Genomic DNA, 26,053 nt, shown 5'->3' with positions numbered 1-26,053 from the left:
GTAGGGGAATGATCATATGGCTGTTGTCACCATATCCAGCGTCATCGACGCACCGGTCGAAAAGGTCTGGGCGCGCATACGCGACTTCAACGGCCTGCCGGGCTGGCATCCGCGCATGGTCGAAAGCCATATCGAGGACGGCAAGAACGCCGAAACCATTGGCTGCGTTCGCAATTTCGAGCTCGCCAGCGGTGCGCGCATCCGCGAAAAGCTGCTCGACTTCTCTGACAAGGATTTCCGCGTCAGCTACTCCATCCTGGAGACGCCGCAGCCGCTGACCAATCACAAGGCGACGCTGCAATTGCGCCGGGTGACCGACGGCGACCGCACCTATGCCGAATGGACCGCAAGCTTCGACGCCGCGCCCGAAGAGGCCGACAAGATCGCCGCCGGCATGGGCGCCAATGTCTTTCAGGGTGGCTTCAACGCGCTGAAGAGCCATTTTTCTGGCCAGAGCTGAGCTTGGGAGTCCGCCATGGCGCTTGCCCTCCAGACTTTTGCGACCGTCAGCGACGCCAATGCGGCGCTGAAGGCGGCTGGCACCCGCTATCTCGGTGGCGGCACGCTGGTGGTGCGCGCCGCCAATGAAGGCGATGTCTCCGTCACCGGCCTTGTCCGCTCGACCGACCCCGCGCTGTCGGGCATCGCCGTTTCCGGCGGCAAGGCCCGTATCGGCGCTTCTGTGACCATGGCGGCCATCGCCCGCCATCCAGACCTCGGCGCCATTGCCAAAGCCGCGCGCGTCGTCGGCGGCCCGGCGATCCGCAACATGGCCACTGTCGGCGGCAATCTGTTCGCACCGGCACCCTACGGCGATTTCACTGTTGCCCTGCTGGCGCTGGACGCGACGGTGGGCACCGATGATGGTGAAATGCCGATCGAGACCTTTCTGGCAGGACGCAACGGCAATCCGGCCATAGTGACCTCGGTCAATTTCATGCTGCCAAAGGAAGGCAGCTTCCGCTTCCTGAAAGTGTCGCGGGTCAAGCCCAAGGGCGTCTCGGTACTCAGCATTGCCGCCATGCTCGAACAGGCCGGCGACGGCACTGTATCGTCGGCGCGGATCGCGCTCGGCTGCATGGCCGACCGGCCGATCCGCGCCCGTGCGGCGGAAAAGGCGCTGATCGGCCAGAAACTTGATCCGGATGGCATCGCGGCGGCGCTGGCCGCGGCCGGTGAAGGCACCGCGCCCATCACCGATCCGATCGCCAGCGCCTGGTATCGCACTGAGGTTTTGCCGGTCCATCTCGGCCGGCTGCTGTTGACCTGAAACACCCCGTTGGGGGGCGCGCGTCTGTCCGGTCATCCGGGCAGGCGCGCAAGGGAGGAAGAATGGCAAGGGTCCCGGTCCAGTTCACGCTCAACGGCTCCGAGAAGGCTGAATTCGTCGAGGGCGGCACGACACTGCTGCAGGCACTGCGCGACAAGATCGGCGACACCTCGCCGAAAGGCGGCTGCCACCAGGGCACATGCGGCGCTTGTTCGGTGATCATCGATGGCGAGCTCCGGCTCTCCTGCCTGACACTGGCCGAGACCTGCAGCGGCACCGACATCCGAACGACATCGGGTCTCGCCGAAGCCGGCGTCCTGCACCCGCTGCAGCGCGCCTTCCTCGATGCCTTCGCCACGCAATGCGGCTTTTGCACGCCGGGCATGATCATGGCCGCCAAGGTGCTGCTCGATCACACGCCGAATCCCAGCCGCGAGGACGTGGTCGAGGCGCTGTCCGGCAACATCTGCCGTTGCACCGGCTACGAGCCGATCATCCAGGCGGTGCTGACCGCCGCGCGTGCCAATTCGCAGAACGCCGCCTGAGGGGACCAACAGAATGGAACTGCGCAAAAGCTATTTCGCCGATCAGCGCAAGGACGGCCTGCACGAGATCGGGCAACCAAGGCCGCGTCTCGATTCGCCGGGCCATGTCACGGGCAAGACCGCCTATTTCGCCGACCGCAATTTTCCCAGCATGCTCCACCTGAAAATGGTGCGCAGCCCGCATCACCACGCCCGCATCCGCTCGATCGACACGTCGGAGGCGGAGAAGCACCCGGGCGTGGTGAAAATCCTCACCGCCAAGGATGTGCCGCACAATGTCTACACCATCCTGATCCTGATCCAGGTCGGGCCGGAGGACGAGACGGTGCTGGCCGACGGCAAGGTGCGCTGGAAGGGCGAGGCCGTGGTGGCGGTGCTGGCCGAGACCGAACGCGCGGCGCAGGAAGCCGCCGCCAAGGTCAAGGTCGACTATGAGGTGCTGCCGGCCGTCTTCGACATGGAGGAAGCGCTGAAACCCGGCGCTCCATTAGTCAACGAATATCACGGCCAGAACTATTATCTCTATGACAGCGGCGAGTGCCGCAAGGTGCGCTTCGGCGATGTCGAGGCGGGCTTCGCCGGCGCCGACCACATCCTTGAACAAAGCTACCAGTCCTCGCCGATCGAGCACGCACCGACCGAGACGACAGGCTGCGTCGTGGTGCCCGAAGGCAATGACCGCTTCACCTGCTACACCAACACGCAGGCGATGTTCTTCACCCTCGACAACGCCTCGATCATCCTGCAGATGCCGGGCAACAAACTGCACTTCGTCGGCGGCACCGTCGGCGGTGGTTTCGGCGGTAAGGTCGACGTCATCGTTGAGCCGATCGCCATCCTCGGCGCCAAGCTGACGGGACGTCCGGTCTCCTTCATCTACAGTCGCGAAGAGGAGATGCAGATATCCTCGCCGCGCGCGGCAGAAAAGGTCGTCATCAAGGACGGCGTCATGAAGGATGGCCGCATCGTCGCGCGCAAGGTGACCGGCTATACCGATGCCGGCGCCTATTCGCGCCACTCGCCCTATGGCGCGCAGAAAGGTGCCGCTCACTATCCCGGCCCCTACACCATCCCCAATGTCTGGATCGATACCTATTGCGTCTACACCAACCGCACGCCCTCGTCCGCCATGCGCGGCTTCGGCGTCACCATCGGCGACTTCGCGCTGGAAGTGCAAATGGACAAGCTGGCGCGGCTGATCGGCACGGACCCGCTCGAATTCCGCTTCATCAACGCTTACCGCGATGGCGACATGAAGGCGCATCGCCAGCCGACCGAAGGCGCCGCCCTGATCGAATGCATGCAGGAAGCCTCGCGCGCGGCCAACTGGCCGGTGGCGGAAAAGTACATGGCGATGTCCTCCTACAAGACGGGAGCTTGAGATGGCTATACGGCGCGGACGCGGCGTCGCCGCAATCAACTATCCCACCGGCATGAACCTCGGCGGCGACCCGACGCAGGCCCTGGTGCATTCGACGCCGACCGGCAATTTCATGGTGACGCTGTCTTCGGTCGATCTCGGCCAAGGTTTGAAACAGATCATGGCGCAGATCTGCGCCGAGACCATCGGCGTGCCGACCGATCGCGTCATCATCGACACCGCCGACACCGACACCGGTCCGCACTGCATGGGCACCTTTGCCTCGCGCGGCACGCACCGCGCCGGCAATGCCGTCATCCAGGCGGCCAAAGAAGCCCGTCAGGTGATGCTGGAAGTGGCGGCGGAGGAACTGGAGGTCAATGCATCCGACCTCGAGACCGACGGCCAGGGCAACATCCTGGTCAAAGGCGCGCCGCAAAAATCGATCTCGATCTTCGATGTCGCGCTCTCGGCGCATTTCAAACGCGGGCGCTCGATCTCCGGCCGTGGCATGTTCCTGATCCCGCGCTCCTATCCGGAAAAGGAAACCGGCGCGATGAAGCCGTCGACCTGCTATGCCCATGCCTGCACGGTGGCTGAGGTCGAGGTCGACGACGAGACCGGCGAGGTGACGGTGCTGACCGTCAAGAACATTTTCGAGATCGGCCGCGCGCTGAACCCGAAGATGGTCGAGCAGCAACTGGTCGGCGGCTCCTGGATGGGCATCTCCCATGCGCTCTACGAGACGACCGAGCCCTATTATCCCAACCGCGACCATGGCGGCACCGACTTCAACCAGTATCTGATGCCGGGTCCGGGCGATCTCGCCCACACAGAGATCATCGTGCTGGAGCGACCTTCGGCGGATGGCCCCTATGGCGCCAAGGGACCCGGCGAGATGTGCGCCAACCCGCAAATCCCCGCCGTCGCCAATGCCGTCTTCGACGCCGTCGGCGTGCGTATCGACACGCTGCCGATCACACCTGAGCGCATCCTGCGCGCGCTCAAGGCGCAAGCGGCAAACTGAGGACTGACATGCCCGAGGTGAACGCCGAGACTGTTGCCACCTCACCGGAGGCGGTGGCCTCGCAGCTCGCCGCAGCGCGCTATCTCGCTGACGACAGCCTTGCCACCGCCATCTTCCTGGCGATCCGGCTGGGCAAACCGCTGCTGCTCGAAGGCGCGCCGGGTGTCGGCAAGACCGAAGCCGCCAAGGCGATTGCCCAACTGCTCGGCCGCGATCTGGTGCGGCTGCAATGCTATGAAGGCATCGACGCCGCGCATGCGCTGTATGAATGGAACTACCAACGCCAGCTGCTCGCCATCCGCCATGCTGGTGAGCATGAGATCGACATCTATGACGACCGTTTCCTGATCGCCCGGCCGCTGCTACAGGTGCTGCGAGCGCCTCAGCAGCGTGTGCTGTTGGTCGACGAAATCGATCGCTCCGACCATGAATTCGAAGCATTGCTGCTCGAATTCCTCTCCGACTTCCAGATCAGCATTCCCGAGCGCGGCACCATTCGCGCCGAAGCACAGCCGATCGTCATCCTGACCTCCAATCGCACCCGCGAACTGGCCGAAGCACTGCGCCGCCGTTGCGTCTATCACTGGATCGGCTATCCCGACGCCGAGCGCGAGGCCGCCATCATCATGCTGCGCGCCGGCGATGTCGCAGAGGCGACCGCGCGCGCGGTGGCGACAGCGGTTCAGACCATCCGCGCCCGCCCGCTGGCCAAGCCGCCCGGCATCGCCGAGGCGGTGGAATGGGCCAATGCCGCCACCATCCTGGAAAAAGGCGGCAGCCCGTGGCCGGAAGCGTTCCGACGGGCCATCGGCGTGCTGATCAAGGACGAGGAAGACCTGTCTTATATCGCGCCGGAGCTTGGCCGCATCGTCGAGGAGGCGCTGGCGTGAGCGGAGACCTCGGCAATGCGCAACGCTGGCRGGACAGCACCCCCCTCTGTCCTGCCGGACATCTCCCCCTCAAGGGGGGAGATCAGCTGTCATCCCGGCTTTCGCTAATCTCTAGCGTTGCAGACCTGAGCGAGGCGTCGAAGCTGCCAATCTCCCTCCTTGAGGGGGAGATGTCCGGCAGGACAGAGGGGGGCGCGAAGGAATGATGCGGGAAGAAAGCTTGCCCCGCGCCTCAGCACACTTACTCGGCTTCGCCCGATTATTGCGCCGCCACGCTTTCGCCGTCGCCCCCGAACAGGTCTCCGGCTTCATGCAAGCAGTGACGCTGCTCGGGCCGCGCTCGATGGCCGACATCCGCGAGGCGGCGCTCGCAACGCTCGCGCCCTCGCCCGATCGCCGCAATGAATTCGAGGTGCATTTCCGCAGCCACTTCTATGGCGACGGCCAACCCTCCGTCGAAGGCGAAGAAGACGAGGAAACCCGCATCAAGGACGATGGCGGCACGCGCAACGAAGAGAGCGAGACTGCGCGCCAGGAGAAAGGCGGCGAGCTGTCCTCGGCCATGGAGCAACTGAGCACCCGCGACTTCCAGCGCGACGACGACAGACTGACCGCCTTTCGCCGCAAACTGTCGTCCGCCCTGCCCGCCCGCCGCTCCTTCCGCACCGTACGCACCCACTCACGCGGCAAGCTCGACCTGCGCCGCTCGCTACGCGAAATCGTCAGCGCCGATGGCGACGTCCCCTCACCGCTGCTGCGCCGCCGCCAAACCGTGCCGCGCAAGCTGCTGATCCTGATCGACGTCTCGGGTTCGATGAAGCTGCACACATCAGATTATCTCAAACTGGCGCATGCCGCGGTACAAGGCGCCGACCGCGCCGAAATCTTCACCTTCGGCACGCGGCTCACCCGCATCACCTCCGCACTGCGTATCCGCGACCGCGACCAGGCGCTGGCGCGCGCGGCCGCACAGGTCGACGACTGGGACGGCGGCACGCGCATGGGGCCGACTTTGCTCGCTTTCCTCTCGGTGCCGCGCTTCTCGGCCTTCGCCCGTGGTGCGGCGGTGATCATCCTGTCGGACGCGCTCGAGCGTGGCGATCATGGCGCGATGGTAACAGCGATGCGTCGGCTGAGCGCCCGCGCTTTTCGGCTGTCGCTGGCCACGCCACTGGCCGGCGATCCGCGCTTCCGGCCTGCAACAGCGGCACTCAAAGCCATCCTGCCTGATCTCGACGATCTCATCGACGGCTCGTCGCTGAAGGGCCTCACCGATTTCATCCTGTCGCTCGCCCGCTCTGCTCCGGCGGCTGCGGCAATCTGGAGGGTTTCGTGATGCAGAAAGCCATCGACGTCCATTTCCACATCTGGCGCCAAAAGGACCAGCCCTGGCTGGTCGGCCAGATGGTGCCGCGCATCTTCGGCCCCTATGAGCCAATCCGCCGCGACTATCCGATCACGGAATTCCTCGAAGACCAGAAAGGTTCGGGCGTCGAGAAAGCCGTCTATGTCCAGACCAACTGGGCCAAGGAGGATTTCGAAAAGGAGGTCGCCTTCCTGCAGAAGACCGCTGATGAAACTGGCTGGCCGCATGCCATCGTCGGCTATGCCGATATGACGGTGGACGATGTCCGCCAGCAGATCGACCAGCTGATGAAGTATCCCTTGCTGCGCGGCGTGCGCATGCAGTTGCACTGGCACGAAACGCCGGCGTTTCGATTTGCCGCCTCGGCCGATCAGGTCATCGACCCCAAGGTGCGCGCAAACGTCGCGCGGCTGAAAGACTATGGCCTGTCCTTCGACCTGCAGCTTTTCCCCGCCCAGATGAAGGATGGGCTGACGCTGGTCGGAGAGAATCCGGAGACCAATTTCATCCTCACCCATGCCGGCATGCTGACCGGCATGGAGCCGGAAACCACCGAAGCCTGGAAGGCCGGCCTGCGCACGCTGTCAGCAGCGCCGAACTTTTACGCCAAGCTGTCAGGGCTAGGCACCTTTGTTCACCGCAACGACCCGGCTGTCATCGCCTACATCGTCGACAATATGATCGACATTCTGGGCGCGGACCACCTGATGTTCGGCTCGAACTTCCCGATCGAGAAACTCTGGACCAGCCACGCCGAGCTGATGAAGGCGCACCGTGCAGCCGTGGCGAAGCACGGGGCGACGGCGGAAGCGGACATTTTCTGGAACACCGCGGAGAGGGTTTATAGGCCGGTATAGCCGCTACTTCACCTCGAACTGCGGATCTACAGGGATCTGCATCGCCGTCACCAGATGGTTGGTGTGTCCGGCCAGGCCGATGATCGACACCAGCTCGCCATGCTGCGCATCGGTCATTCCCTTCGCCCGCGCGGCGGCCGTATGCGAGTGGACGCAGTAGGAGCAGCCATTGGCGGTCGACACTGCGATGTAGATCATCTCCTTGGTCAGCGGATCGATGGCGCTTTCCGTGGCCATCACCACCTTCACCTGTTCCCAGGTCCGTTTCAGCAACACCGGATCATTGGCCAGACCGCGCCAGAAATTGTTGACGAAATCGGATTTCCGCGTCGCGCGGATATCGTCGAAGACCGCCTTCAAGGCTGGAATTCTCTCGATCTCGGCATCGCTGATAAGTCTAGTGGCGGCCATGGTGTTCCCTTTCGTTTGGATCATTCCGCAAACAGGTGAATCAAGGCGTGAGCAAACACCGCTAATCCATTTGCCGCACTTTGAATTTTGCCCCGTTCACACAACAAAGTTGTTCCACGAACGGGGGCCTGCACGTCAATCCTGCGTCGAGTGGCCCGAAACCTCTGCACCCGCACCCGGCGGCAGCACGAGGAACCGCAACGCCGCCACCAGCCCGATGGCGCCGATCACCAGGAAGGCGATACGAAAATCGACGAGGTCGAGCGCCGGCCGGTCCCTGACGATCTGCGACAGGTTGAGGATCGCCGCCGCCACCGCGACGCCGAACAGCATCGCCACCTGCTGCAGCATCGACGACAATGTCGCCGCCGAGCTGCGCTGCGCCGCATCGATATCGGCGAAGGCCAGCGTGTTGAGCGCGGTGAACTGCATCGAGCGCGACAGGCCGGCGATCAGCATCAGCGCCACCACCAGTGCCTGCGGCGTGTCAGGCGAGATCGCCGCGCAGGCCATGATCGCGGCCGAGGCGATCAGGCCGTTGACGACCATCACCGGGCGGAACCCGAAGCGCCGCAGCATCGGCGTCGTCACCGTCTTCATGCCGAGATTACCGAGGAAATAGGCAAGGATCATCAACCCGGCATCGACCGGCGAAAGCCCAAAGCCAACCTGGAACAGCAGCGGCAACAGGAACGGCGTGGCGTTGATCGCCACACGGAAGATGGTGCCGGCGGCCAGCGTCGAGATGGCGAAGGTCAGTACCTTGAACGCGCTGAGATCGAGCAGCGGATGCGGCGCACGCCGTAGATGCCGCACCGCCAGCCAGCCGATGACGATGCCGGCGGCAACCAGCAACAGCGTCGGCAAGGCGCCATCTTCCGGGTGTGCGATGCGCTCCAGGCCATAGAGCAGCAGCGCTAGCCCCAGCGATGTCAGGAAAAATCCGGGCCAGTCCAGCGGCTTGGGATCGGCCTCACGATCGCCCGGAATGAAGCGGGCGACCAGCGCCAGTCCGCTCAGCCCCAGCGGGATGTTGATGAAGAAATTCCAGTGCCAGGAGAGGTACGTGGTGATGAAACCGCCGAGCACCGGCCCGACCACGGGTGCAAACAGCGCCGGCCAGGTGATCAGCGCCGTGGCGTTGAGCAATTCCGATTTCGACGCGTTGCGCAGGACGAGAATGCGCCCGACCGGCGTCATCAGTGCGCTGCCCAGCCCTTGCACGATGCGGGCGGCAACGAATTGGGCAAGGCTCTGCGAGAAGCCGCAGGCCAGCGAGGCCAGTGTGAACAGGACGATCGCCAGCAGAAAAATGTTGCGCGCGCCGAAGCGGTCGGCGAGCCAGCCCGACAGCGGCACGAACACCGCCATGGTCAGCATGTAGACGGTGATGCCGATGCTCATCGCCACCGCCGGCACGCCGAAGGATTGGCCCATCTGCGGCAGCGAGGTCGAGATGATGGTCGAATCCAGCAGCTGCATGAAAAAGGCGATGGCGACGATCAGCGCCACGCGCCGCGCATTGCTGGCGGCTTCGTCAGAGGCTTCGGTGTCGGGAACGGCAGTCATGACGAACCGCGTTGAACAGCATATGGCTGGCCCAGTCCAGAGCCTAGCCAACAAACTTCCGTGTCGGCGCGAGGCCTGTTATGGATTGCAGACGTGTTGAGATTCAGGTCAGGCCGAGTCGAAACGCTGGGTTTCGAGAACCGGAGCGGAGCGTACTTAAGTACGTGAGCACCGGAAGCGCAGAAAGCCGGCGTTTGCAGGCCGGCATCACCTGAATATCGGCACGTCTGAGCGGGGTGGCCAAGGACACTGCATGAAGCCGATCTATATCGACTACCTCAATGCCCTCGATATCGAAGCCCTTGATATGACCGACGGCGAAATCATTGCCGCCGTCGAGGCCGGACTGGTCGCGCAAGGCAATGGCCAGACGGTGATCGAGCCGCGCGTCCATCTCGAACCGGATCCGGCCTTCCATGGCCATTTCAACGTGCTGCGCGGCTACGTCGCGCCGCTCGATGCGGCCGGCGTGAAAGTCGTCGGCGACTATGTCGACAATTATCTGCACGGCCTGCCTTCGGAATTCGGCATCCTCAACCTGTTCGATCCGCGCACCGGCATGCCACGCGCCATTCTCGACGCCACTGTCATCACCGATATGCGCACCGGCGCCGTCACCGCCATCGGCGCCAAACATCTGGCGCGCAAGAATTCCAAAGTGCTGGCCCATATCGGCGCGCGCGGCACCGCTTACTGGAATGTTCGCCTGCTCGATCATCTCTTCGATTTCGACGAGATCCGCGTCCATTCGCGCCGTCCGGAAAGCCGCGACGGCTTTGCCGCCAAACTCTCCGCCGATCTCGGCAAGAAGGTCACAGCGGTCGCCGACTGGGAGAGCTGCGTCAAAGGCGCCGACATCGTTGTCGAGGCCTCGCGGCTGTCGGAACCGCAGCCCCTGCTCAAGACCGAATGGATCAAGCCCGGCGCGTTCGTCGTGCCTTATGGCACGATGAGCGCGGTGGAGCTGTCGCTGACCGACATCATGCAGAAAATGGTCGTCGACGATTGGGGCCAGTGCAAGGGCGGCAAGTTCGGCTCGCTGCGCGCCCATGTCGAGACCGGCAAGCTGAGCGAAAAGACACTGCATGCCGAGCTCGGCCAGATCGCCGCCGGCCTGAAGGCCGGGCGCGAAAGCGATGACGAGACGATCCTGTTCTGGCATCGCGGCCTGTCGCTGTCCGACATTGCACTGGGCAAGGCGATGCTGGCCAAGGCCGCGGATAAGGGCGTTGGCCAGAGGCTGCGCTTCGCATGAACGCGCTCGTCCTCACCGGCGCCGGCGTCAGCGTCGAGGATGTCGCACAAGTCGCTCGCAGCGGCCGCAAGGTCGAGGTTGAGCCCGCTGTCATCGAGAGGCTCGACAAAGCGCGCAAAGTGCTCGACCAGGCCGCCGCGTCCGGCCAGCAGATTTACGGCCTCAACACCGGCCTCGGCGCCAATCTCGGCACTTCGGTCGAAGGCGATGCCAGCGCCTTCCAGCGCCAGCTGCTGGAAGGACGCAGCGCCGCTGTCGGCGAGCTGCTGCCGCAAGAGGCGGTGCGAGCGACTATGTTTGTCCGTGCCGCGATGTTCTCTGTCGGCGGTTCCGGCATTTCGCCGGCGGTTTTCACCGCCCTCGTCGATGCGCTCAATGCCGGCGTGCATCCGGTGATGCCGCAGTTCGGCTCGATCGGCGCCGGCGATCTCGTGCTGATGACGGCCCTTGCCCGCATGCTGACCGGCGACGGCGAAGCCGACTATCAGGGCCGACGCATGCCGTCGGCCAAGGCACTGATGATGGCGCGGCTCGCCCCCATCAGCCTTGCGCCCAAGGACGGGCTGTCGCTGATCAATGCCTCGGCGGTCTCAGTCGGCAGCGGTGCGCTGGCGCTGGCCGACGCGCTGTCGGCCTTTGCGCAACAGCAACAGGCAGGCGCGCTGACCATGGAAGGGTTTGGCGCCAATCGCACCATTCTCGATCCGCGCCTACATCTGGCGCGGCCCGCCGCCTGCCAGCAACTGGCGGCAAAAGGCCTGCGCGATCTGCTTGCCCGCGATGGGGAGCCGGCGCCGACGACCTTGCAGGATCCGCTGTCGATCCGCTGCATGCCGTCGATCCATGGTGCGCTGATCCACGCGATCGACCAGGCGCGGCTGGCGCTTGAAATCGAGCTCAACGCCGCCGCCGACAACCCCCTGGTGCTGGGCGATGACGGGCTGGTGCTGTCGACCTGCAATTTCCACACCGCGTCGCTGGCGCTGGCCTTCGAGACGCTCGGCCTGGCGATCGCGCAATGCGCCGCCGCAAGCGTTGCTCGCTTGATCCAGCTCTCCGGTTCCGGCCGCAACGGCCTGCCGAAATATCTGTCGCCGGTTGGTGGCGCCTCGGCCGGTTTCGTGCCGCTGCAAAAGACCGCGACGGCGATCCTGGCCGCAATCCGCCACAAGGCCAATCCGGTGATGCTGGATTTCCTGGCCGTGTCGGAAGGCGTCGAGGATCATGCAACGCAGACACCGCTCGCCGTGTCGAAATGTGCCGGGATGATCGTGCTGTGGCGGCGGCTGATCGCCTTCGAACTGATGGCTGCCGCGCAAGCCGTCGACCTGCGCGAAGGGCTGACGCTGGCGCCACACACCGCTGCGATTCATACGGTGATACGCGCGCTTGTCCCAACACTGAAAGACGACCGGCCGCTCGGCATAGATGCTGAAGCGCTCTACGCCGCGCTTGCTGGCGGAAACTGGCAAGCGACTTTACAATTGGCCGACCTTGTCGAGGAACAGCTTTAGCTCGGCCGGGTCCATGCGCACGACATGCTTGTCTTCCGGATAGGCGCCGCTGTTGACGTCGGCGACATATTCGGAAAATGCAGCCACGCGCTCGGCCTGCAGCCGGTCATATTCGGCGGCGAAATTGCGATAGACCTTGGAATGCCGCGGCATGTGGCCCCGGTTCTGGCCAAGTATGTCGTCGGCAAACAGATATTGCGCATCGCAGCCGGTGCCCGCTCCCATCGACAGCATGATCAGCGAGGTGCGTTCCGAGATCGCCTTGGCGACCTCGACCGGCACAACCTCGATCTCGGCGCCCAGCGCACCGACGGCCTCATACTGCTTGACCGCCTCGAAGATCCGCATGGCGGTGTCGGCGGTCTTGCCGACGGCCTTGAAGCCGCCGGTCCAGGTCGCACGGGAAGGAATGAGGCCGACATGGCCGATGACAGGAATGGCGTCATCGGCCAGCCGCTTGACGGTGGCGAAACCGGCGCTGCAATAAACGGCGTCGGCGCCGGCCTTGTAGAGCCGGAAGGCCCAGCGCAGGAAATCATCCGCCGTGCCGATTTCATAAAAGTTCTCGCCCGGCATGGTGAACAGGCTGGGGGCTGCGTCGCGATACTCAGGGTTGAGCATCAGCTCCGGCGGCACCGAGACGATGTCGACCCCTGCCCGCTCGGCGGCCTCGGCCTCATCCATGGTCAGGACGCGCAGCATGGTCAGCTGGCGCTTGCCCTTCATGGCGCGCAGATCGGCGACGGTCGGTCTCTTTCGGCTCATCGGGATGTCCCTGTTACTGGAATTTGATTTTGCCGGTCACCTTACCGGCCACGTAACAGGCCGGATAGAAGGCGGGTGGTTTATTCGCTATTTGGCCGCCGCCGACATATCGACCTCGTGGAACTCACCGCGATAAGGCCGCGCCATAGGCGGCAATTCGCGCTTGAGGAAATAGTCCTCGTATCGCAGCTGCTTCAAAAGCACCGGCCACACCTCGCGATAGGCGTGCCACATCGATGGGTTCGCCACCGGCAGGTCGTGCTTGATCAGTTCATGCAGCTTCGGCAGCGCGTGATAGGGCACCATCGGGAACATGTGGTGTTCGACGTGATAATTCATGTTCCAGTAGATGAAGCGGCTGACCGGGTTCATGTAAACCGTGCGGCTGTTGAGCCGATGGTCGACGACATTGTCGGCCAGCCCGATATGCTGCAGCAGGCCGGTCAGCACCATGTGCCAGCTGCCGTAGAGGCGCGGCAGGCCGATCAGCACCAGCGGCAGCCATGACCCCAGCGCGATCGCGAAAGCGATCGTCGCAACGTATATGGCCATGTGCCAGCGCGCGGCGGTGACCGCCTTCGCCTGCTCCATCTCCGGAATATAGCTCTTCTCGTCATCGGAAAGTCTGCCGAATGCCTGCCGGACCAGCGTCGGCAGCGCGTAACGGAAGTCGAGGATACCGGTGAAGGCGAGCGCTGCCCGCAACAGGTCCGGCGGACGCATGACGGCGATCTCGGCGTCGCGGCCGACGATGATCGTGTCGGTATGGTGACGGGCGTGGCTCCAGCGCCACTGCACCGGATTGCGCACCAGCATGAACGAGGCAATCTCATAGACGACGTCGTTCATCCAGCGGGTGCGGAAGGCAGTACCATGGCCGCATTCGTGCCAGCGCGAGTCGCTCGACGAGCCATAGAGTACGCCATAGACAAGCAGGAACGGCACCACCCACCACGTGCCCCAGAACCAGATTATGCCGGCTGCCGAGCCCAGGATCGCGGCGATCCAGATCACCGTGTCTCGGATCGCCGGCCCGTCGGAGCGTTGCATCAGCTCCTTCATCGCCTTGCGCGGCACGTCGGTGTGATACCACTCGGCCGAGGCCAGCCCGGTCTCGATGGCCTGGCGGGTGCTTTCGCCGACCAGGCTGTAATCGCGCTTTGTCTTGGCCGCCGTCGCCATCGCCGTCTCGCCCTGCTCTCAAAGCCCGTTGGCGCGGAATTTCCCGTCGAGAAATGTTTTCGCCCGCGGCACGTCATCCTCGGTCAGATGCTCGATAATGACGGGGATGTTCGGATGCTTCTCGCTGAGCCGTTGCAGATAAAGATCGTAGTTCAGCGAACCGAGACCGGGCGCCGGCAATTCAATCTCGCCGACGCCACGGAAGGTCAGCCCCTCATGCGCGTCCGCGTCGCCGATATCGGCATGCTTCTCCGTCTTGTCAGCCCCAGAGCGCTTCACGTCCTTGGCATGCGCGATCCGGATCCTGTCGGTCAGCGTGTCGAACACCTGGTTCAGCACCTGGTCCATACGGTCGATATTGTGCGCCTCGAAATAATTGGTCGGGTCCATCAGCAGGCCAAGGCCGGGATGGTCGACCTGCGCGAACATCTTGACCGTCTCCTCGACCGAGCCGACGACATTGTTGACATAGGTTTCGAGCAGGAACACCGCGCCATGGTCATAGGCCGTGTGGGCAAGGTCCGAGATCACCTTGCGGCATTCCTCAAAACCTTCCTCGGTCTTGTTTTTGGGGTGATGCACCCAGTCGGATTCGGTGTTGTAGGTGCCGGTCTCCGAGATCACGTAGGGCGAGCCGAAATCGCGCGCGTTGCGAATAATCTCCTTGAGATAATCCACGCGCTTCTCGCGCTCGGCTTTGTCAGGGTGGATGATGTTGGTGTAGCCGGAGATACAGCAGACCGGCAGGTTGTGGTCGCGGAACGTGTCGCGCACCGTCCTTGCCTTATCCCTGGTGATCTGCCCGGCGGACAGGTCGATATCCCTGAAATGCATGTCGAGCTGCACCGTGTTGAAACCGAGTGCGCGGATGCGCCGGGCCGCTTCTGCGATCTCATAGGGGAAATAGCCGGTGAAGATCCCTGCCTGCATCATGATGTGAACTCCTCCCGGTAAGCGATTCAGCCGCCACGCTATTCGGCGGCAAGGAATGTTCAGTCGATCGATATCTCGGACAGCTTGACGGTGCGGCCTTCCGCCATCGAGCGATAACCGGCCTCGACCAGCGCCATCGTCATGACGTTGTCGGCAACGGACAGCGCCGGCGGCGTGCTCGTCTTCACCGCATGCTGCAATTGTTCCATGACGCCGATGAAGGCGTGCGGGAACCACATCGTGTCCCAGCTCGGGCTGACCCACTCTCCACCGGTCGTCTCGGTCGACGCATAAGTCAGCGTCGAGACCACGCCCGTCGGCCAGCCGATCGTGCCTTTGGCCACACCCTTGGTGCCGTCGACGCGCCAGTTGATGTGCTGGTCGTCCCGGTAGCCTTCCTGGCGCGGTCCGGACCAGACATCCTCGAGCGACACGGCAAGCACGCCGGAGGGGAACCGCAGCGTCGACACGGTGATGCCATCGGAATGATCGAATGTCGTGCGCGGGTCCTTGCGCGTCAGCGTGGTGATCTCCGAGGGATCGCCGAACAGAAAGCGCAGAACGTCGAGATGATGCACGCTCATGTTTGCCAGCGTCAGCCGGTCATAGTCCGCAAGGAATGTCTGCCAGTGCGGGATAGCATGCATGTCGATCTGCGCGAAGACGATCTCGCCCAGCGCGCCTCCGTCGACGATCTGCTTCAAGACACGCATCGACTGGTCGTAGCGCATGTTCTGGTTGACCGAGAGGATCTTGCTGGACTTGGCCGCCTCGTCGCGTAGCTTGACCGCCTCCTCGACCGACAGCGCCAATGGCTTCTGCGCCAGGATCGCTTTGATGTGTGGCTGCTTTAGCGCATGGCGGATCAGTGCCGGCTGCTGGTCGGGCGGAAAGGCAAGGTCGACGATCTCGACCTGGGGATCCTCGATCAGCTGTTCCGGCGTGTCGTGAACGGTCGCAATGCCCCAGCGCTTCGCCACCTTCTCGGCGCTCGCCTTGGTCCGCGAGGCGATCGCCACCACCGGGAAGCCGGCCTGCGCATAGGCGGCGAGATGGCATTCGGCCATGATCATGCCGGCACCGATGCAGCCGATCCGGTATTCGCCGCTGCGAATCCTCACATCCGGCTGGAAACCCTGGCCTGCCATCCATTCCTCCACTAGGGGACAGGATATAACGCCATGGCCGGTCCATCGGCCAAGCTCCGCTCCATCAATTCCCATCAGAACCATGGCAGCGCCAGGCTTAGGACAGTTCGCGCGCCGGTCAGACGAAGAAAAATTCCTCGACGCGTTGCTTGGCCTTCCGCAGCGCCGGCAGGATATCCCGCTCCATCTCTGCCACCGAAAACCGCGCCGACTGGGTCGACATGTTGATTGCCGCCACCGTCCAACCGGATCGGTCGGCAATCGGCACGGCGATCGAGCGCAGGCCGAGCTCCAGTTCCTCATCGACGATAGCAAAGCCATCCGCCCTCGCCGCGTCGATCGCCTTGCCAAGTGCTGCACGGCTGGTGATCGTCTTCGGCGTCCGTCGCTCGATCCTTGCCTCGGCAAGGAAGGACTTCAGTTCGTCCGGCGCGAGCCCCGCAAGCAGGGCGCGCCCCATCGAGGTGCAATGCGCCGGCAGCCTGGTGCCGACATCGAGCGACACGCTGAGGATGCGACGGCCGGGTATGCGCGCGACATAGACGACCTCCTCGCCAGACAGCACCGCCGCGTTGCAGGCCTCGTTGAACTGCCCAGCCAGCTCACGCATGATCGGCGCAGCAAAGGTCCACAGCGAAGCGCCGCCAAGCCAGGTCCGCACGACAGTCAGGAGACGTGGCGAAAGCGAAAACAGTCGACCGGCATGCGTCGCGTAACCCGTCGCGGTTAGCGTCAGCAGAAAGCGGCGAGCGCCGGCGCGAGTCAGCCCCGCCTCCTCCGCCATCTCGGTCAGCGTCAGGCCTGCCGGATGCCGGGCAAGAATCTCCATGACCGCAAGGCCGCGTTCCAGCGAGCCGACATGGTCGCGCGTCGTTCCCTCGTCGTCCATATGGCCTCCACAAGCGACGTTATTGACTCGACGTTAGGATCCGATGTAGAAGTATCGCATATAAAACATTTGTTTGCAATGCGAACTTTTGGAGCTCCAGCGATGGTCAAATTCCAGCCGCTCAAACAGGCAGTGGCCGAGAACCTGCACGATGGCGACTCTGTCGCCTTCGAAGGCTTCACCCATCTGATCCCGACGGCGGCGGCGCATGAGGCGATCCGCCAGGGTTTTCGCGACCTGACCCTGATCCGCATGACACCCGATTTGATCTACGACCAGATGATCGGCATGGGCATGGCGAAGAAAATCATCTTCTCCTATGTCGGCAATCCCGGCGTCGGCCTGCTGCGGCGCGCCCGCGATGCCATCGAGAACGGCTTTCCCCGGGCAATCGAGATCGAGGAACACAGCCATGCCGGCATGGCCAACGCCTATGAGGCGGGTGCTTCCGGCCTGCCCTGCGCGGTGTTCCGCGGCTATCGCGGCGCCGGGCTGACGGCGGTCAATCCCAACATTCGCTCGGTCACCTGCCCGTTCACCGGCGAGGTGCTGGCCGCCGTCCCGTCGATCCGCCCCGACGTCACTTTCATCCACGCGCAGAAGGCCGACAAAAAAGGCAATGTGCTGGTCGAAGGCATTATAGGCATCCAGAAGGAAGCAGTGCTGGCCGCAAAGCGCGCCGTGGTGACGGTGGAGGAAGTCGTCGACAGTTTCGACGACCTCCACCCCAACCTCACCGTGCTGCCGCGCTGGACGATCGCTGCGATATCCGTCGTGCCCGGCGGTTCGCATCCCTCCTACACGCACGGCTATTATGCGCGCGACAACGCCGCCTATCTCGAATGGGACGACATCGCTGCCGACCGTGAAAAATTCCAGGCCTGGATGCAGGCCAATGTCATCGAGCGCACGGCGGACGATTTCGCCGGCCGCGTCGAACATCTGAGGAGCGCGGCATGAGCGGCTTCACCCCCAATGAGATGATGACGATTGCCGCCAGCCGTGCGTTGAAGAACGATGATGTCTGCTTTGTCGGTATCGGCGCGCCGTCTGCCGCCTGCAACGTCGCGCGGCTGACGCACGCGCCCGACATCACGCTGATCTATGAAAGCGGCACCATCGGCACTGCGCCCGACGTCTTGCCGCTGTCGATCGGCGACGGCGAACTCTGCGACACCGCCGTCACCACCGTCTCGGTGCCGGAGATGTTTCGCTACTGGCTGCAGGGCGGCCGCATCTCCATCGGCTTCCTCGGCGCGGCCCAGCTCGACAAATTCGGCAACATCAACACCACCGTCATCGGCGACTATGCGCACCCCAAGACCCGCCTGCCCGGCGGCGGCGGCGCGCCGGAAATCGCCACCTCGTCGAAGGAAATCTACATCACCATGGCGCAGACCAAGCGCGGCATGGTCGAAAAGATCGACTTCTTCACCTCCTTCGGCCATGGCGACGGCTGCGATCATCGCCAGCGCCTCGGCATCGACACCGCTGGTCCGACGTTGTTGATCACCGATCTCGCCATCTGGAAGCCCGACCCGGTGAGCAAGGAGTTCACCGTGGTGTCGTTGCATCCCGGCGTCACACGCCAGCAGGTGCAGGAGACCTGTGGCTGGGTGGTGAAATTCGCCGATGCGCTTGAAGAGACGCCAGCGCCGACCACGCTCGAACTGACGACATTGCGCGACCTGCAGGCCCGCACCAAGGCGGCGCATGAGGGAAGCGGAAAAGAAAAGGCTGCATGACCATGGCCGAGGCCTTCATCTGTGATTACATCCGCACCCCGATCGGTCGCTTCGGCGGCTCGCTGTCTTCGGTACGCGCCGACGATCTTGGCGCCATCCCGCTGAAGGCGCTGATCGAGCGCAATTCCGGCATCGACTGGCAGGCTATCGACGACGTCGTCTATGGTTGCGCCAACCAGGCCGGCGAGGACAACCGCAACGTGGCCAGGATGTCGCTGCTGCTGGCCGGATTGCCGAAGGAGGTTTCCGGCTCGACCGTCAATCGCCTCTGCGGCTCCGGTATGGATGCGCTCACCATCGCCGCCCGCGCCATCAAGGCAGGCGAGGCCGAATTGATGATCGCCGGTGGCGTCGAATCGATGAGCCGCGCCCCCTTCGTCATGCCCAAGGCCGAGACCGCCTTTTCGCGCCATGCCGAAATCCACGACACCACCATCGGCTGGCGCTTCATCAATCCGCTGATGAAGAAACAGTATGGCGTCGATTCCATGCCCGAAACCGGCGAGAACGTCGCCGAGGATTTTTCCGTGTCGCGCGCTGACCAGGACGCCTTCGCCGTGCGCAGTCAGGACAAGGCAGTCGCAGCCCAGGCCAATGGCCGGCTGGCGAAGGAGATCACCCCGGTGACCGTCCCGCAGAAGAAGGGCGATGCGATTATCGTATCGAAGGATGAGCATCCCCGCGCCGGAACCACGGTCGAGTCTTTGGCCAAACTGCCGACACCGTTCCGCCAGGGCGGGACGGTCACCGCCGGCAACGCGTCGGGCGTCAACGATGGCGCGGCGGCGCTGATCGTCGCTTCGGAAGCAGCTGTGAAGAAATACGGCCTAACGCCGATCGCCCGCATCCTCGGCGGTGCGGCCGCCGGCGTGGCGCCACGCATCATGGGCATCGGCCCGGCACCGGCGACGCAGAAGCTCTGCGCCCGCCTCGGCCTGACGCCGCAGCAATTCGATGTCATCGAACTCAACGAAGCCTTCGCCTCCCAAGGCATCGCCGTGCTCCGCCAACTCGGCATTGCCGAGGATGCGGAGCACGTCAATCCGAATGGCGGCGCCATCGCGCTCGGCCATCCGCTCGGCATGTCGGGCGCGCGCATTGCCGGCACCGCGGCGCTGGAACTGCGCGAGCGCGGCGGCCGCTATGCGCTCGCCACAATGTGCATCGGCGTCGGCCAGGGCATCGCGGTGGCGCTCGAGCGGGTTTGACGGCTTCCACCGATCAATAAGGAAGTCCGACGTAGTTCTCGGCAAGAGCGGTCGACGCCGCTTGCGAATGGACGAGATAGTCGAGCTCGGCCTCCTGGATGCGCTGGCCGAAATCGCCCGTATCGGGAAAGCGGTGCAGCATCGTCGTCATCCACCAGGAGAACCGTACTGCTTTCCAGACCCTTGCCAGCGCCTTGGCTGAATAGGCGTCGAGCCCGCCCAGTGATTTCTCCAGATAGAATTCGCGAAGCCCGGCGAAGAGATAGCGGACGTCGCTGGCGGCGAGGTTGAGCCCCTTGGCGCCTGTCGGCGGCACGATATGGGCGGCGTCGCCAACCAGGAATAGCCGGCCGAAGCGCATCGGCTCGGCAACGAAGGAACGCAGCGGCGCGATCGATTTTTCGAAAGACGGGCCGGTAACGACGGCGGCAGCAGTCTTCTCCGGCAAGCGGCGGCGCAACTCATCCCAGAAGCGGTCGTCGCTCCAGGCCTCGACACGCTCGTCGACCGGAACCTGCACATAGTAGCGACTGCGATGGGTCGAGCGCATCGAGCACAGCGCAAAGCCGCGCTCGTGATTGGCATAGACCAGTTCGTGATCGGCCGGCGGCACTTCGGCCAGCACACCGAGCCAGCCGAACGGATAGGTCCGCTCGAAGGTTTTCAGCGCGCGCTCGGGCACCGATTTGCGACTGACGCCGTGATAACCGTCACAGCCGGCGATGAAGTCGCAATCGATGCGATGGCTGACGCCATCTTTTTCATAAGTGACGTAAGGCGCTTCGCCATCGAAACCATGCAACGCGACGTTTGCCGCTTCGTAGACAGTGGTCAGCCCGGCCGCCTCGCGTTTGTCCATCAGATCGTGCGTCACTTCGGTCTGGCCGTAGACGGTGACGTGCCTGCCGCCGGTCAGCGCCGTGAGATCAAGCCGGTGCAGGCTGCCGCCGAACGCGAGCGAGATGCCGGCATGCGGCAGACCCTCGGCATGCAGCCTTGCAGCCGCGCCCGCCTCCTCCAGCAACTCGACCGTGCCCTGTTCGAGCACCCCTGCCCGCACGCGGCCAAGCACGTGCTCCCGGCTCGAACGCTCGAGAATCACCGTCTCGACGCCGATGGTGCTGAGCAGCTGGCCGAGCAGCAGGCCAGACGGTCCGGAGCCGACAATGACGATTTTTGTGCGCATCAGTGCCCCAGGCTTTCGATCTGTCCGGAAAGCTCAGCGGCGAGCCGCAACGCTGCCGCTGTCGCAACCGCCATTTGCGGTAGGAGCAGCCATTCCAGCGCCCACGCGGCGCCCGAGCGCTCCTGCTCATGCACCAACGCCTGGTGCATGCCGGAAACCAGCGTGGCGTTGAAGCGCGCCAGCGTCACCAGCACCTCCGCCTTCACCGGGTTCTGCTTGTGCGGCATGGCCGACGAGCCGCCGCCGCCGGACAGCTTGATGTCGGTTCCACCTTGCGCCATCAGCGCGATGTCCTGGCCGAACTTGCCGAGGCTGCCGGTCACCAGCGACAGCCAACCTGCAAAATCAGCGAGCGCATCGCGCTGGCTGTGCCATTGCGGCGCGTCGCCAAGGCTGAGTTTAGCAGCAAGCGCCGCGCGCACCGCCGGTCCCTTGTCGCCCAGTTTCTCCAGCGTGCCGGCAGCGCCGCCAAACTGCACCACAAGCAGGCGTGGCGACTGTTGCGACAATCTCTGCCGATGCCGTTGCAGTGGCGCGCGCCACGCCGCAACACGGTCCGACACGCGGATGGAGATCGCCGGCTGCATGCGTGTCATCCCGGTCAGCGCCTTGCCACCGAAGCGTTCTTCCAGCGCCGTCAGCCGCAGGATGTTTTCGGTCAGCAAGAGATCAACATGGTCGATCACCTGGCGCAGCCGAAGCACCAGGCCGGTGTCGATGACATCCTGGCTGGTTGCGCCGAAATGCACGCTTGCGTCATGCGGCGCGCCGACCGCAGCCTTCAACTGGCGCACCAGTTCGGGAACGATCACCCCATCTTTCGCCACGCCGGCCCGCAGCCGCGTAGTATCGGGCTTGTAGGACAACAGGACAGACACGATCGCCGCCGCGGCATCCTTGCCGATGATCCCGCTTTCGGCTTCCGCTTCCGCCAGCGCGCGTTCGAAATCAAGCATGGCGGCAATTTCCGCATCGGCGGAAAAATGCCGTGCCGCCTCCTCGTCGCCGAGAAGGCCGGACAGCAGCGGATGGTCGAAGGGCGATACGGTCATGCGCGGGTCTCACAGAGCAATTCCAGGAAAAGTGTAAAGCGGTTTTCCGTCCGGAATTGCGTCAGAAAAGGAGCTAGAGCCGTTCAGCGTTTCCGTGAAACGATGAACCGCTCTAGCTGTCGAAGAAGACCGTTTCCTTCTCCCCCTGGAGATGGACATCGAAAATATAGTCGTCGCCTTGCCGCTCGGCGATCAGCGTCGGCACGCGCACTCGGTGTTCGATGCGGGCCAGGATCGGATCCTCGGCATTGGCCTTTGCCTCGTCGGAGAAATACAGCCTCGTGTGAAGGCCGATATTGATGCCGCGAGCAACGATCCACAGGCTGATATGCGGCGCCATCAGCCGCCCGTCGCCATACGGCACGCGGCCCGGCTTGACCGTCTGAAAACTGCACAGGCCGGTTTCCATGTCGGTCGGCTGGCGGCCCCAGCCCTGAAAATCCGGATCGGCATCGCCGCGCAACTCGGCCGGCGAATTGTAGAAACCGTCGGCATCCGCCTGCCAGATCTCGATCAATGCATCCCTGAGCGGCGTGCCGGTTCCGTCGAGCACACGAATCCTGAGGCCGATGCGCTCGCCCTTGGTCTTGTCGTTGACCATGGTCGCGCCGAGGTCGCTGGCATAGACGCCGCCTATGCCGCCGAAATTCGGCGTCAGCCCGATATGGACATAGGGCCCCGCCGTCTGCGACGGGCTTTCCTTCAGCCGGGTGAGCGACTGCGCCATCAATTGCCCTCCGGCCGGTTTTCGAACAGCGAGGCGCGGCGTCCGCGCAGCACGATGTCGAACTTGTAGGCGCGCGCGTCGAACGGGATCGTCGCCTGCATATCGAGCGCGGCGATCAACGTCTCGACGGCCGCCTTGTCGCGGATACCGCGCACGATCGGGCACCGCCAGATCAACGGGTCACCCTCGAAATACATCTGCGTGATCAGCCGCTGTGCAAAGCCATGGCCGAACACCGAGAAATGGATGTGCGAGGGCCGCCAGTCATTCGGCCCATTCGGCCAGGGATACGGACCTGGCTTCACGGTGCGAAAGGCATAGCTGCCTTCGGCATCGGTGATGGTGCGGCCGCAGCCGCCGAAATTCGGATCGAGCGGCGCGAGATAGCCGTCCTTCTTGTGGCGGTAGCGGCCGCCTGCATTGGCCTGCCAGAATTCAAGCAGCGCGCCCGAGACGCCAACGCCGCGCTCGTCGAGGACCCGGCCATAGACGATGATGCGCTCGCCGATTGCGCTTTCGCCGGGCCTGGCGAAATTGTGGATGAGGTCGGCGTCGAGTTCGCCCAGCATGGCGTGGCCGAACACCGGGCCGGTGATTTCCGACACCGTGTTGTCGAAGGCCAGCAACGCCTTCTGCGGCGAGCGCAGAACGGAAGTCTTGTAGTCCGGCGTCAGCGCCGGCGGGTGCCAGCTCCTGTCGCGCTGGAAGAAGGCGCCGGTCTCGGGCCTGCGGTTCGAGCCGGCATCAGCTGGCATGGCCATTCCTGCTTCCGTCCATTTCCGAAAACACCTCCTTGGCGATCCTGAAGGCGCGGTTGGCCGCCGGCACGCCGGCATAGATCGCGACATGCAGGAACGCTTCGCAGATATCGTCGCGCGACGCCCCTGTGTTGGCGGTGGCGCGCACATGCATGGCGACCTCTTCATCATGGCCGAGCGCGGCGAGCAGGGCCAGCGTCACGATCGAGCGCTCGCGCTTGCTAAAACCCGGCCGCGCCCACACCGTCCCCCAGGCTGCCTCGGTGATCAGCTCCTGGAACGGCCGGTCGAAATCGGTGACGGCATCCTCGCTGCGATCGACATGCGGGTCGCCGAGCACCGAGCGCCGCACCGTCAGCCCGGCCCGGTATCTGGTTTCGTTCTTGGACACTTCATCCATGGATCTGCTTTCTCTGAGGAAGCGACGCGACAAATTCTCGGATCAGGGCGATCAGCGCCCCGGGTTGCTCGACGCACGGGATGTGGCCGGCATCCCTGATGATCTCAAAGCGCGCGCCGGGAATGAGGTCGGCCAGCCAGCGGACGAGGTCCGGCGGCGTCGAGCCGTCCTGGTCGCCGACGACGCAAAGCGTGGGCACGGCGATGGCCTGCGCTGCCTGGGTGAAATCCGCATCGCGCACCGCGGCGCAGGTTCCAACGTAGCCAGCAGGAGCCTGCCGGGTCATCATGTTCCAGTAGCCGTCAAGCTCGGCGACACGTTCCGTGTGGAAGGCCGGCGTGAACCACACCTTGAGCACGGCGTCGGCGATAGCCTGAATGCCTTTGCTTTCGACTGTTGCGATGCGCGTATTCCAGCTGTCGGCTGTGCCGATCTTATGCGCGGTGTCGCACAGAATGAGGCCTTCGACGATCTCTGGACGCCTAGCATAGAATCCTTGCGCGACCAGGCCGCCGACCGACAGGCCACAGAGCACCACGTTGGTCAGCCCGAAATGATCGATGAGGCCGGAGAGATCGTCGACATGATCGCCGATCGAGGAGATGCCGCCAATATCGGAGAGCCCGTGGCCGCGCTTGTCGTAAACCAGCAAGGGCATGTCAGCGTTCAATTCAGACACCACTTCGTCCCAGATGCGGAAATCGGTACCGAGCGAATTGATGAACACGACCGGTCTCGCACTGCCCTCCGCCTTGAAGTGACGATGGTGCAGCGTGATGCCGCCAATGTTGACGAATGGCACGATTTCGATCCTCCGTCTTCACATTGCACAAGGCATTTGGTTTGGTAAAATGATATTTTGCGCCGTTTCATTAACTGAGAGGTTACGAAAACCATGTCCGAAAGCCGCATAAGGTTCCGTCACCTGAAGGCATTCCTTGAGGTAGCGCGGCAAGGCAGCGTGGCGAGGGCGGCCGACTTTCTTCATGTCAGTCCGCCGGCGGTAACCAAGACATTGCGCGAACTGGAGGAGGCGCTTGGCATCGCCGTCGTCGAACGCGACGGCCGCGGCATAAGGGTGACGCGGCTCGGCGAAATCTTCCTTAGCCACGCCGGCACGGCGATCACCGCTTTAAAGCGCGGCGTCGATTCCGTCAGGCAGGACGGCGCCATCAACCGCCATCCGGTCCGCATCGGCGCGCTGCCCACGGTGTCGGCAAGGGTCATGCCGCTCGCCATGAGCCTGTTCCTGAGTGAAAATACCGGTGCGGCGATCAAGATCGTTACCGGCGAGAATGCGGTGCTGCTCGAACAGTTGCGCGTCGGCGCGCTCGACCTCGTAGTCGGCCGGCTGGCGGCGCCGGAAAACATGACCGGCTTCTTCTTCGAGCATCTCTATTCCGAACAGGTGCTGTTCGTGGTGCGGGCCGGCCACCCGCTGGCGCAGCCGGGCCAGGACATCTTCGCGCGGCTCGACGAATTCCCGGTGCTGATGCCGACGCGGGAATCGGTCATCCGCCCCTTTGTCGACCGCCTGTTCATCACCAACGGCATGACCGCGCCGGCGACCGAGATCGAGACCGTCTCGGATTCCTTCGGCCGCGCCTTCCTGCGGCAAAGCAATGCCGTCTGGATCATCTCGACCGGCGTCGTCGCCAATGAAATCTCCAGCGGAGCCTTCGTCGCTCTGCCCGTCAACACCGAGGAAACCAAGGGACCCGTCGGGCTGACCATGCGCACGGACACCGCCCCCTCGCCGGCCTTCGCCATCCTGCTGAAAACCATCCGCGAGGCAGCCAGTCGAGGCGGTTGAGGCGTTGTCCTTCAAGAGTGCCCAGCGATCAGATCAGTCTTGCAGACCTGCGTGAATGCGGAATTCTCGTAACCCAAGGGTTAACGAAACACCGCAAAATATCATTTTACCAAACCAAACACCTAGGGCACTGTGACGATGGGAGGATCGAAATCGTGCCGTTTGCCGGCATTGGCGGCGTTC

The 26,053-nt window shown here is 63.8% G+C and carries 27 protein-coding genes; 14 read left to right on the top strand and 13 right to left on the bottom strand.

What is annotated here, in order from left to right; translation table 11 throughout:
* Positions 1–16: 16 nt before the first annotated feature.
* The 8 genes from AC1D1B_RS19865 (at position 17) to AC1D1B_RS19830 (ending at position 7,315) form a co-directional block, all read left to right on the top strand.
* Positions 17–460 (top strand): SRPBCC family protein, encoded by a 444-nt coding sequence (locus tag AC1D1B_RS19865; protein WP_477334148.1) that lies wholly within the window; start codon positions 17–19, stop codon positions 458–460.
* A gap of 15 nt (positions 461–475) precedes the next feature.
* The gene (locus AC1D1B_RS19860) at positions 476–1,270 is read left to right on the top strand and encodes an FAD binding domain-containing protein (RefSeq protein WP_477334147.1); all 795 of its coding nucleotides are present in this window, start codon (positions 476–478) and stop codon (positions 1,268–1,270) included.
* Positions 1,271–1,332: 62 nt separating this feature from the next.
* Positions 1,333–1,815, top strand: coding sequence for a (2Fe-2S)-binding protein (locus AC1D1B_RS19855; protein ID WP_477334146.1), 483 nt, complete (start codon positions 1,333–1,335; stop codon positions 1,813–1,815).
* Positions 1,816–1,828: 13 nt separating this feature from the next.
* Complete coding sequence (locus AC1D1B_RS19850; RefSeq protein WP_477334145.1) at positions 1,829–3,196, top strand: xanthine dehydrogenase family protein molybdopterin-binding subunit; 1,368 nt, start codon at positions 1,829–1,831, stop codon at positions 3,194–3,196.
* Position 3,197: 1 nt separating this feature from the next.
* Positions 3,198–4,202, top strand: a complete 1,005-nt coding sequence (locus AC1D1B_RS19845) for a xanthine dehydrogenase family protein molybdopterin-binding subunit (RefSeq protein WP_477334144.1) — start codon at positions 3,198–3,200, stop codon at positions 4,200–4,202.
* An 8-nt stretch (positions 4,203–4,210) separates the two neighbouring features.
* Positions 4,211–5,092, top strand: a complete 882-nt coding sequence (locus tag AC1D1B_RS19840) for an AAA family ATPase (RefSeq protein WP_477334143.1) — start codon at positions 4,211–4,213, stop codon at positions 5,090–5,092.
* Positions 5,093–5,294: 202 nt separating this feature from the next.
* A complete protein-coding gene (locus AC1D1B_RS19835; RefSeq protein WP_477334142.1) occupies positions 5,295–6,428 on the top strand; it encodes a vWA domain-containing protein in 1,134 nt (377 codons plus the stop codon).
* A complete protein-coding gene (locus AC1D1B_RS19830) occupies positions 6,428–7,315 on the top strand; it encodes an amidohydrolase family protein (RefSeq protein WP_477334847.1) in 888 nt (295 codons plus the stop codon). The genes AC1D1B_RS19835 and AC1D1B_RS19830 overlap by 1 nt, the downstream gene beginning before the upstream one ends.
* Positions 7,316–7,318: 3 nt before the next feature.
* On the opposite strand, the gene AC1D1B_RS19825 is transcribed toward AC1D1B_RS19830, so the two are convergent.
* A complete protein-coding gene (locus AC1D1B_RS19825) occupies positions 7,319–7,726 on the bottom strand; it encodes a carboxymuconolactone decarboxylase family protein (RefSeq protein ID WP_477334141.1) in 408 nt (135 codons plus the stop codon).
* Positions 7,727–7,861: 135 nt separating this feature from the next.
* Positions 7,862–9,295 carry a DHA2 family efflux MFS transporter permease subunit gene (locus AC1D1B_RS19820; protein WP_477334140.1) on the bottom strand — a complete coding sequence of 478 codons (1,434 nt, stop codon included), beginning with the start codon at positions 9,293–9,295 and terminating at the stop codon, positions 7,862–7,864.
* Positions 9,296–9,548: 253 nt separating this feature from the next.
* Here AC1D1B_RS19820 and AC1D1B_RS19815 point away from each other — a divergent pair, with 253 nt between their 5' ends.
* Both AC1D1B_RS19815 and AC1D1B_RS19810 read left to right on the top strand, forming a co-directional pair.
* Positions 9,549–10,550 carry an ornithine cyclodeaminase family protein gene (locus AC1D1B_RS19815; RefSeq protein ID WP_477334139.1) on the top strand — a complete coding sequence of 334 codons (1,002 nt, stop codon included), beginning with the start codon at positions 9,549–9,551 and terminating at the stop codon, positions 10,548–10,550.
* Positions 10,547–12,064, top strand: a complete 1,518-nt coding sequence (locus AC1D1B_RS19810; RefSeq protein WP_477334138.1) for an HAL/PAL/TAL family ammonia-lyase — start codon at positions 10,547–10,549, stop codon at positions 12,062–12,064. Before AC1D1B_RS19815 ends, AC1D1B_RS19810 begins: the two co-directional genes overlap by 4 nt.
* On the opposite strand, the gene AC1D1B_RS19805 is transcribed toward AC1D1B_RS19810, so the two are convergent.
* From AC1D1B_RS19805 to AC1D1B_RS19785, 5 genes are all read right to left on the bottom strand, one after another.
* Positions 12,029–12,829: a 3-methyl-2-oxobutanoate hydroxymethyltransferase gene (locus AC1D1B_RS19805; RefSeq protein ID WP_477334137.1), complete on the bottom strand. Its 801-nt coding sequence runs from the start codon at positions 12,827–12,829 to the stop codon at positions 12,029–12,031. The two genes, AC1D1B_RS19810 and AC1D1B_RS19805, sit on opposite strands and share 36 nt — an antisense overlap.
* A gap of 87 nt (positions 12,830–12,916) precedes the next feature.
* On the bottom strand, positions 12,917–14,011 hold the full coding sequence (locus AC1D1B_RS19800; protein ID WP_477334136.1) for a fatty acid desaturase family protein: 1,095 nt from the start codon (positions 14,009–14,011) through the stop codon (positions 12,917–12,919).
* Positions 14,012–14,029: 18 nt separating this feature from the next.
* The gene (locus AC1D1B_RS19795) at positions 14,030–14,944 is read right to left on the bottom strand and encodes a sugar phosphate isomerase/epimerase family protein (RefSeq protein WP_477334135.1); all 915 of its coding nucleotides are present in this window, start codon (positions 14,942–14,944) and stop codon (positions 14,030–14,032) included.
* A 59-nt stretch (positions 14,945–15,003) separates the two neighbouring features.
* Positions 15,004–16,092: a Gfo/Idh/MocA family protein gene (locus tag AC1D1B_RS19790; RefSeq protein WP_477334134.1), complete on the bottom strand. Its 1,089-nt coding sequence runs from the start codon at positions 16,090–16,092 to the stop codon at positions 15,004–15,006.
* Positions 16,093–16,210: 118 nt separating this feature from the next.
* Positions 16,211–16,981, bottom strand: a complete 771-nt coding sequence (locus AC1D1B_RS19785) for an IclR family transcriptional regulator domain-containing protein (protein WP_477334133.1) — start codon at positions 16,979–16,981, stop codon at positions 16,211–16,213.
* Between the two features lie 102 nt (positions 16,982–17,083).
* On the opposite strand from AC1D1B_RS19785, the gene AC1D1B_RS19780 reads away from it, so the two are divergent.
* The 3 genes from AC1D1B_RS19780 to pcaF are packed head-to-tail and all read left to right on the top strand — an operon-like array spanning position 17,084 to position 19,934.
* On the top strand, positions 17,084–17,941 hold the full coding sequence (locus tag AC1D1B_RS19780; RefSeq protein WP_477334132.1) for a CoA transferase subunit A: 858 nt from the start codon (positions 17,084–17,086) through the stop codon (positions 17,939–17,941).
* A complete protein-coding gene (locus AC1D1B_RS19775) occupies positions 17,938–18,726 on the top strand; it encodes a CoA-transferase subunit beta (protein WP_477334131.1) in 789 nt (262 codons plus the stop codon). Before AC1D1B_RS19780 ends, AC1D1B_RS19775 begins: the two co-directional genes overlap by 4 nt.
* 2 nt (positions 18,727–18,728) lie before the next feature.
* On the top strand, positions 18,729–19,934 hold the full coding sequence (gene pcaF, locus AC1D1B_RS19770) for a 3-oxoadipyl-CoA thiolase (protein WP_477334845.1): 1,206 nt from the start codon (positions 18,729–18,731) through the stop codon (positions 19,932–19,934).
* A gap of 13 nt (positions 19,935–19,947) precedes the next feature.
* Here the strand turns inward: pcaF and pobA are convergent, their stop codons facing one another.
* From pobA to pcaD, 6 genes are all read right to left on the bottom strand, one after another.
* On the bottom strand, positions 19,948–21,120 hold the full coding sequence (pobA, locus tag AC1D1B_RS19765) for a 4-hydroxybenzoate 3-monooxygenase (protein WP_477334130.1): 1,173 nt from the start codon (positions 21,118–21,120) through the stop codon (positions 19,948–19,950).
* Positions 21,120–22,172 carry a 3-carboxy-cis,cis-muconate cycloisomerase gene (locus tag AC1D1B_RS19760; protein WP_477334129.1) on the bottom strand — a complete coding sequence of 351 codons (1,053 nt, stop codon included), beginning with the start codon at positions 22,170–22,172 and terminating at the stop codon, positions 21,120–21,122. Before AC1D1B_RS19760 ends, pobA begins: the two co-directional genes overlap by 1 nt.
* Positions 22,173–22,284: 112 nt before the next feature.
* Complete coding sequence (gene pcaG / locus AC1D1B_RS19755) at positions 22,285–22,899, bottom strand: protocatechuate 3,4-dioxygenase subunit alpha (protein WP_477334128.1); 615 nt, start codon at positions 22,897–22,899, stop codon at positions 22,285–22,287.
* Positions 22,899–23,654 (bottom strand): protocatechuate 3,4-dioxygenase subunit beta, encoded by a 756-nt coding sequence (gene pcaH, locus AC1D1B_RS19750; protein ID WP_477334843.1) that lies wholly within the window; start codon positions 23,652–23,654, stop codon positions 22,899–22,901. Before pcaH ends, pcaG begins: the two co-directional genes overlap by 1 nt.
* The gene (gene pcaC, locus AC1D1B_RS19745; protein ID WP_477262038.1) at positions 23,644–24,057 is read right to left on the bottom strand and encodes a 4-carboxymuconolactone decarboxylase; all 414 of its coding nucleotides are present in this window, start codon (positions 24,055–24,057) and stop codon (positions 23,644–23,646) included. Before pcaC ends, pcaH begins: the two co-directional genes overlap by 11 nt.
* The gene (gene pcaD / locus AC1D1B_RS19740) at positions 24,050–24,859 is read right to left on the bottom strand and encodes a 3-oxoadipate enol-lactonase (protein ID WP_477334127.1); all 810 of its coding nucleotides are present in this window, start codon (positions 24,857–24,859) and stop codon (positions 24,050–24,052) included. The genes pcaC and pcaD overlap by 8 nt, the downstream gene beginning before the upstream one ends.
* Positions 24,860–24,952: 93 nt before the next feature.
* On the opposite strand from pcaD, the gene pcaQ reads away from it, so the two are divergent.
* The gene (gene pcaQ / locus AC1D1B_RS19735; RefSeq protein WP_477334126.1) at positions 24,953–25,870 is read left to right on the top strand and encodes a pca operon transcription factor PcaQ; all 918 of its coding nucleotides are present in this window, start codon (positions 24,953–24,955) and stop codon (positions 25,868–25,870) included.
* Positions 25,871–26,053 lie beyond the last annotated feature (183 nt).

Source organism: Mesorhizobium sp. P2_C5_2, from assembly GCF_056404535.1.
The sequence above is the reverse complement of the archived record's forward strand: the minus strand, read 5'-3'. Positions and strand labels throughout refer to the sequence as shown.

Bases quoted from the DNA above. Each gene is read 5' to 3' on its own strand.
- pcaC (WP_477262038.1), bottom strand. From the start codon at position 24,057: ATGGATGAAGTGTCCAAGAACGAAACCAGATACCGGGCCGGGCTGACG.
- AC1D1B_RS19830 (WP_477334847.1), top strand. From the start codon at position 6,428: ATGCAGAAAGCCATCGACGTCCATTTCCACATCTGGCGCCAAAAGGAC.
- AC1D1B_RS19865 (WP_477334148.1), top strand. From the start codon at position 17: ATGGCTGTTGTCACCATATCCAGCGTCATCGACGCACCGGTCGAAAAG.
- AC1D1B_RS19850 (WP_477334145.1), top strand. From the start codon at position 1,829: ATGGAACTGCGCAAAAGCTATTTCGCCGATCAGCGCAAGGACGGCCTG.
- AC1D1B_RS19785 (WP_477334133.1), bottom strand. From the start codon at position 16,981: ATGGACGACGAGGGAACGACGCGCGACCATGTCGGCTCGCTGGAACGC.
- AC1D1B_RS19760 (WP_477334129.1), bottom strand. From the start codon at position 22,172: ATGACCGTATCGCCCTTCGACCATCCGCTGCTGTCCGGCCTTCTCGGC.
- pobA (WP_477334130.1), bottom strand. From the start codon at position 21,120: ATGCGCACAAAAATCGTCATTGTCGGCTCCGGACCGTCTGGCCTGCTG.
- AC1D1B_RS19790 (WP_477334134.1), bottom strand. From the start codon at position 16,092: ATGGCAGGCCAGGGTTTCCAGCCGGATGTGAGGATTCGCAGCGGCGAA.
- AC1D1B_RS19835 (WP_477334142.1), top strand. From the start codon at position 5,295: ATGATGCGGGAAGAAAGCTTGCCCCGCGCCTCAGCACACTTACTCGGC.
- AC1D1B_RS19795 (WP_477334135.1), bottom strand. From the start codon at position 14,944: ATGATGCAGGCAGGGATCTTCACCGGCTATTTCCCCTATGAGATCGCA.
- pcaF (WP_477334845.1), top strand. From the start codon at position 18,729: ATGGCCGAGGCCTTCATCTGTGATTACATCCGCACCCCGATCGGTCGC.
- pcaH (WP_477334843.1), bottom strand. From the start codon at position 23,654: ATGCCAGCTGATGCCGGCTCGAACCGCAGGCCCGAGACCGGCGCCTTC.
- AC1D1B_RS19825 (WP_477334141.1), bottom strand. From the start codon at position 7,726: ATGGCCGCCACTAGACTTATCAGCGATGCCGAGATCGAGAGAATTCCA.
- AC1D1B_RS19805 (WP_477334137.1), bottom strand. From the start codon at position 12,829: ATGAGCCGAAAGAGACCGACCGTCGCCGATCTGCGCGCCATGAAGGGC.
- AC1D1B_RS19780 (WP_477334132.1), top strand. From the start codon at position 17,084: ATGGTCAAATTCCAGCCGCTCAAACAGGCAGTGGCCGAGAACCTGCAC.
- pcaQ (WP_477334126.1), top strand. From the start codon at position 24,953: ATGTCCGAAAGCCGCATAAGGTTCCGTCACCTGAAGGCATTCCTTGAG.
- pcaG (WP_477334128.1), bottom strand. From the start codon at position 22,899: ATGGCGCAGTCGCTCACCCGGCTGAAGGAAAGCCCGTCGCAGACGGCG.
- AC1D1B_RS19815 (WP_477334139.1), top strand. From the start codon at position 9,549: ATGAAGCCGATCTATATCGACTACCTCAATGCCCTCGATATCGAAGCC.
- AC1D1B_RS19840 (WP_477334143.1), top strand. From the start codon at position 4,211: ATGCCCGAGGTGAACGCCGAGACTGTTGCCACCTCACCGGAGGCGGTG.
- AC1D1B_RS19845 (WP_477334144.1), top strand. From the start codon at position 3,198: ATGGCTATACGGCGCGGACGCGGCGTCGCCGCAATCAACTATCCCACC.
- AC1D1B_RS19855 (WP_477334146.1), top strand. From the start codon at position 1,333: ATGGCAAGGGTCCCGGTCCAGTTCACGCTCAACGGCTCCGAGAAGGCT.
- AC1D1B_RS19775 (WP_477334131.1), top strand. From the start codon at position 17,938: ATGAGCGGCTTCACCCCCAATGAGATGATGACGATTGCCGCCAGCCGT.
- AC1D1B_RS19860 (WP_477334147.1), top strand. From the start codon at position 476: ATGGCGCTTGCCCTCCAGACTTTTGCGACCGTCAGCGACGCCAATGCG.
- AC1D1B_RS19810 (WP_477334138.1), top strand. From the start codon at position 10,547: ATGAACGCGCTCGTCCTCACCGGCGCCGGCGTCAGCGTCGAGGATGTC.
- AC1D1B_RS19820 (WP_477334140.1), bottom strand. From the start codon at position 9,295: ATGACTGCCGTTCCCGACACCGAAGCCTCTGACGAAGCCGCCAGCAAT.
- AC1D1B_RS19800 (WP_477334136.1), bottom strand. From the start codon at position 14,011: ATGGCGACGGCGGCCAAGACAAAGCGCGATTACAGCCTGGTCGGCGAA.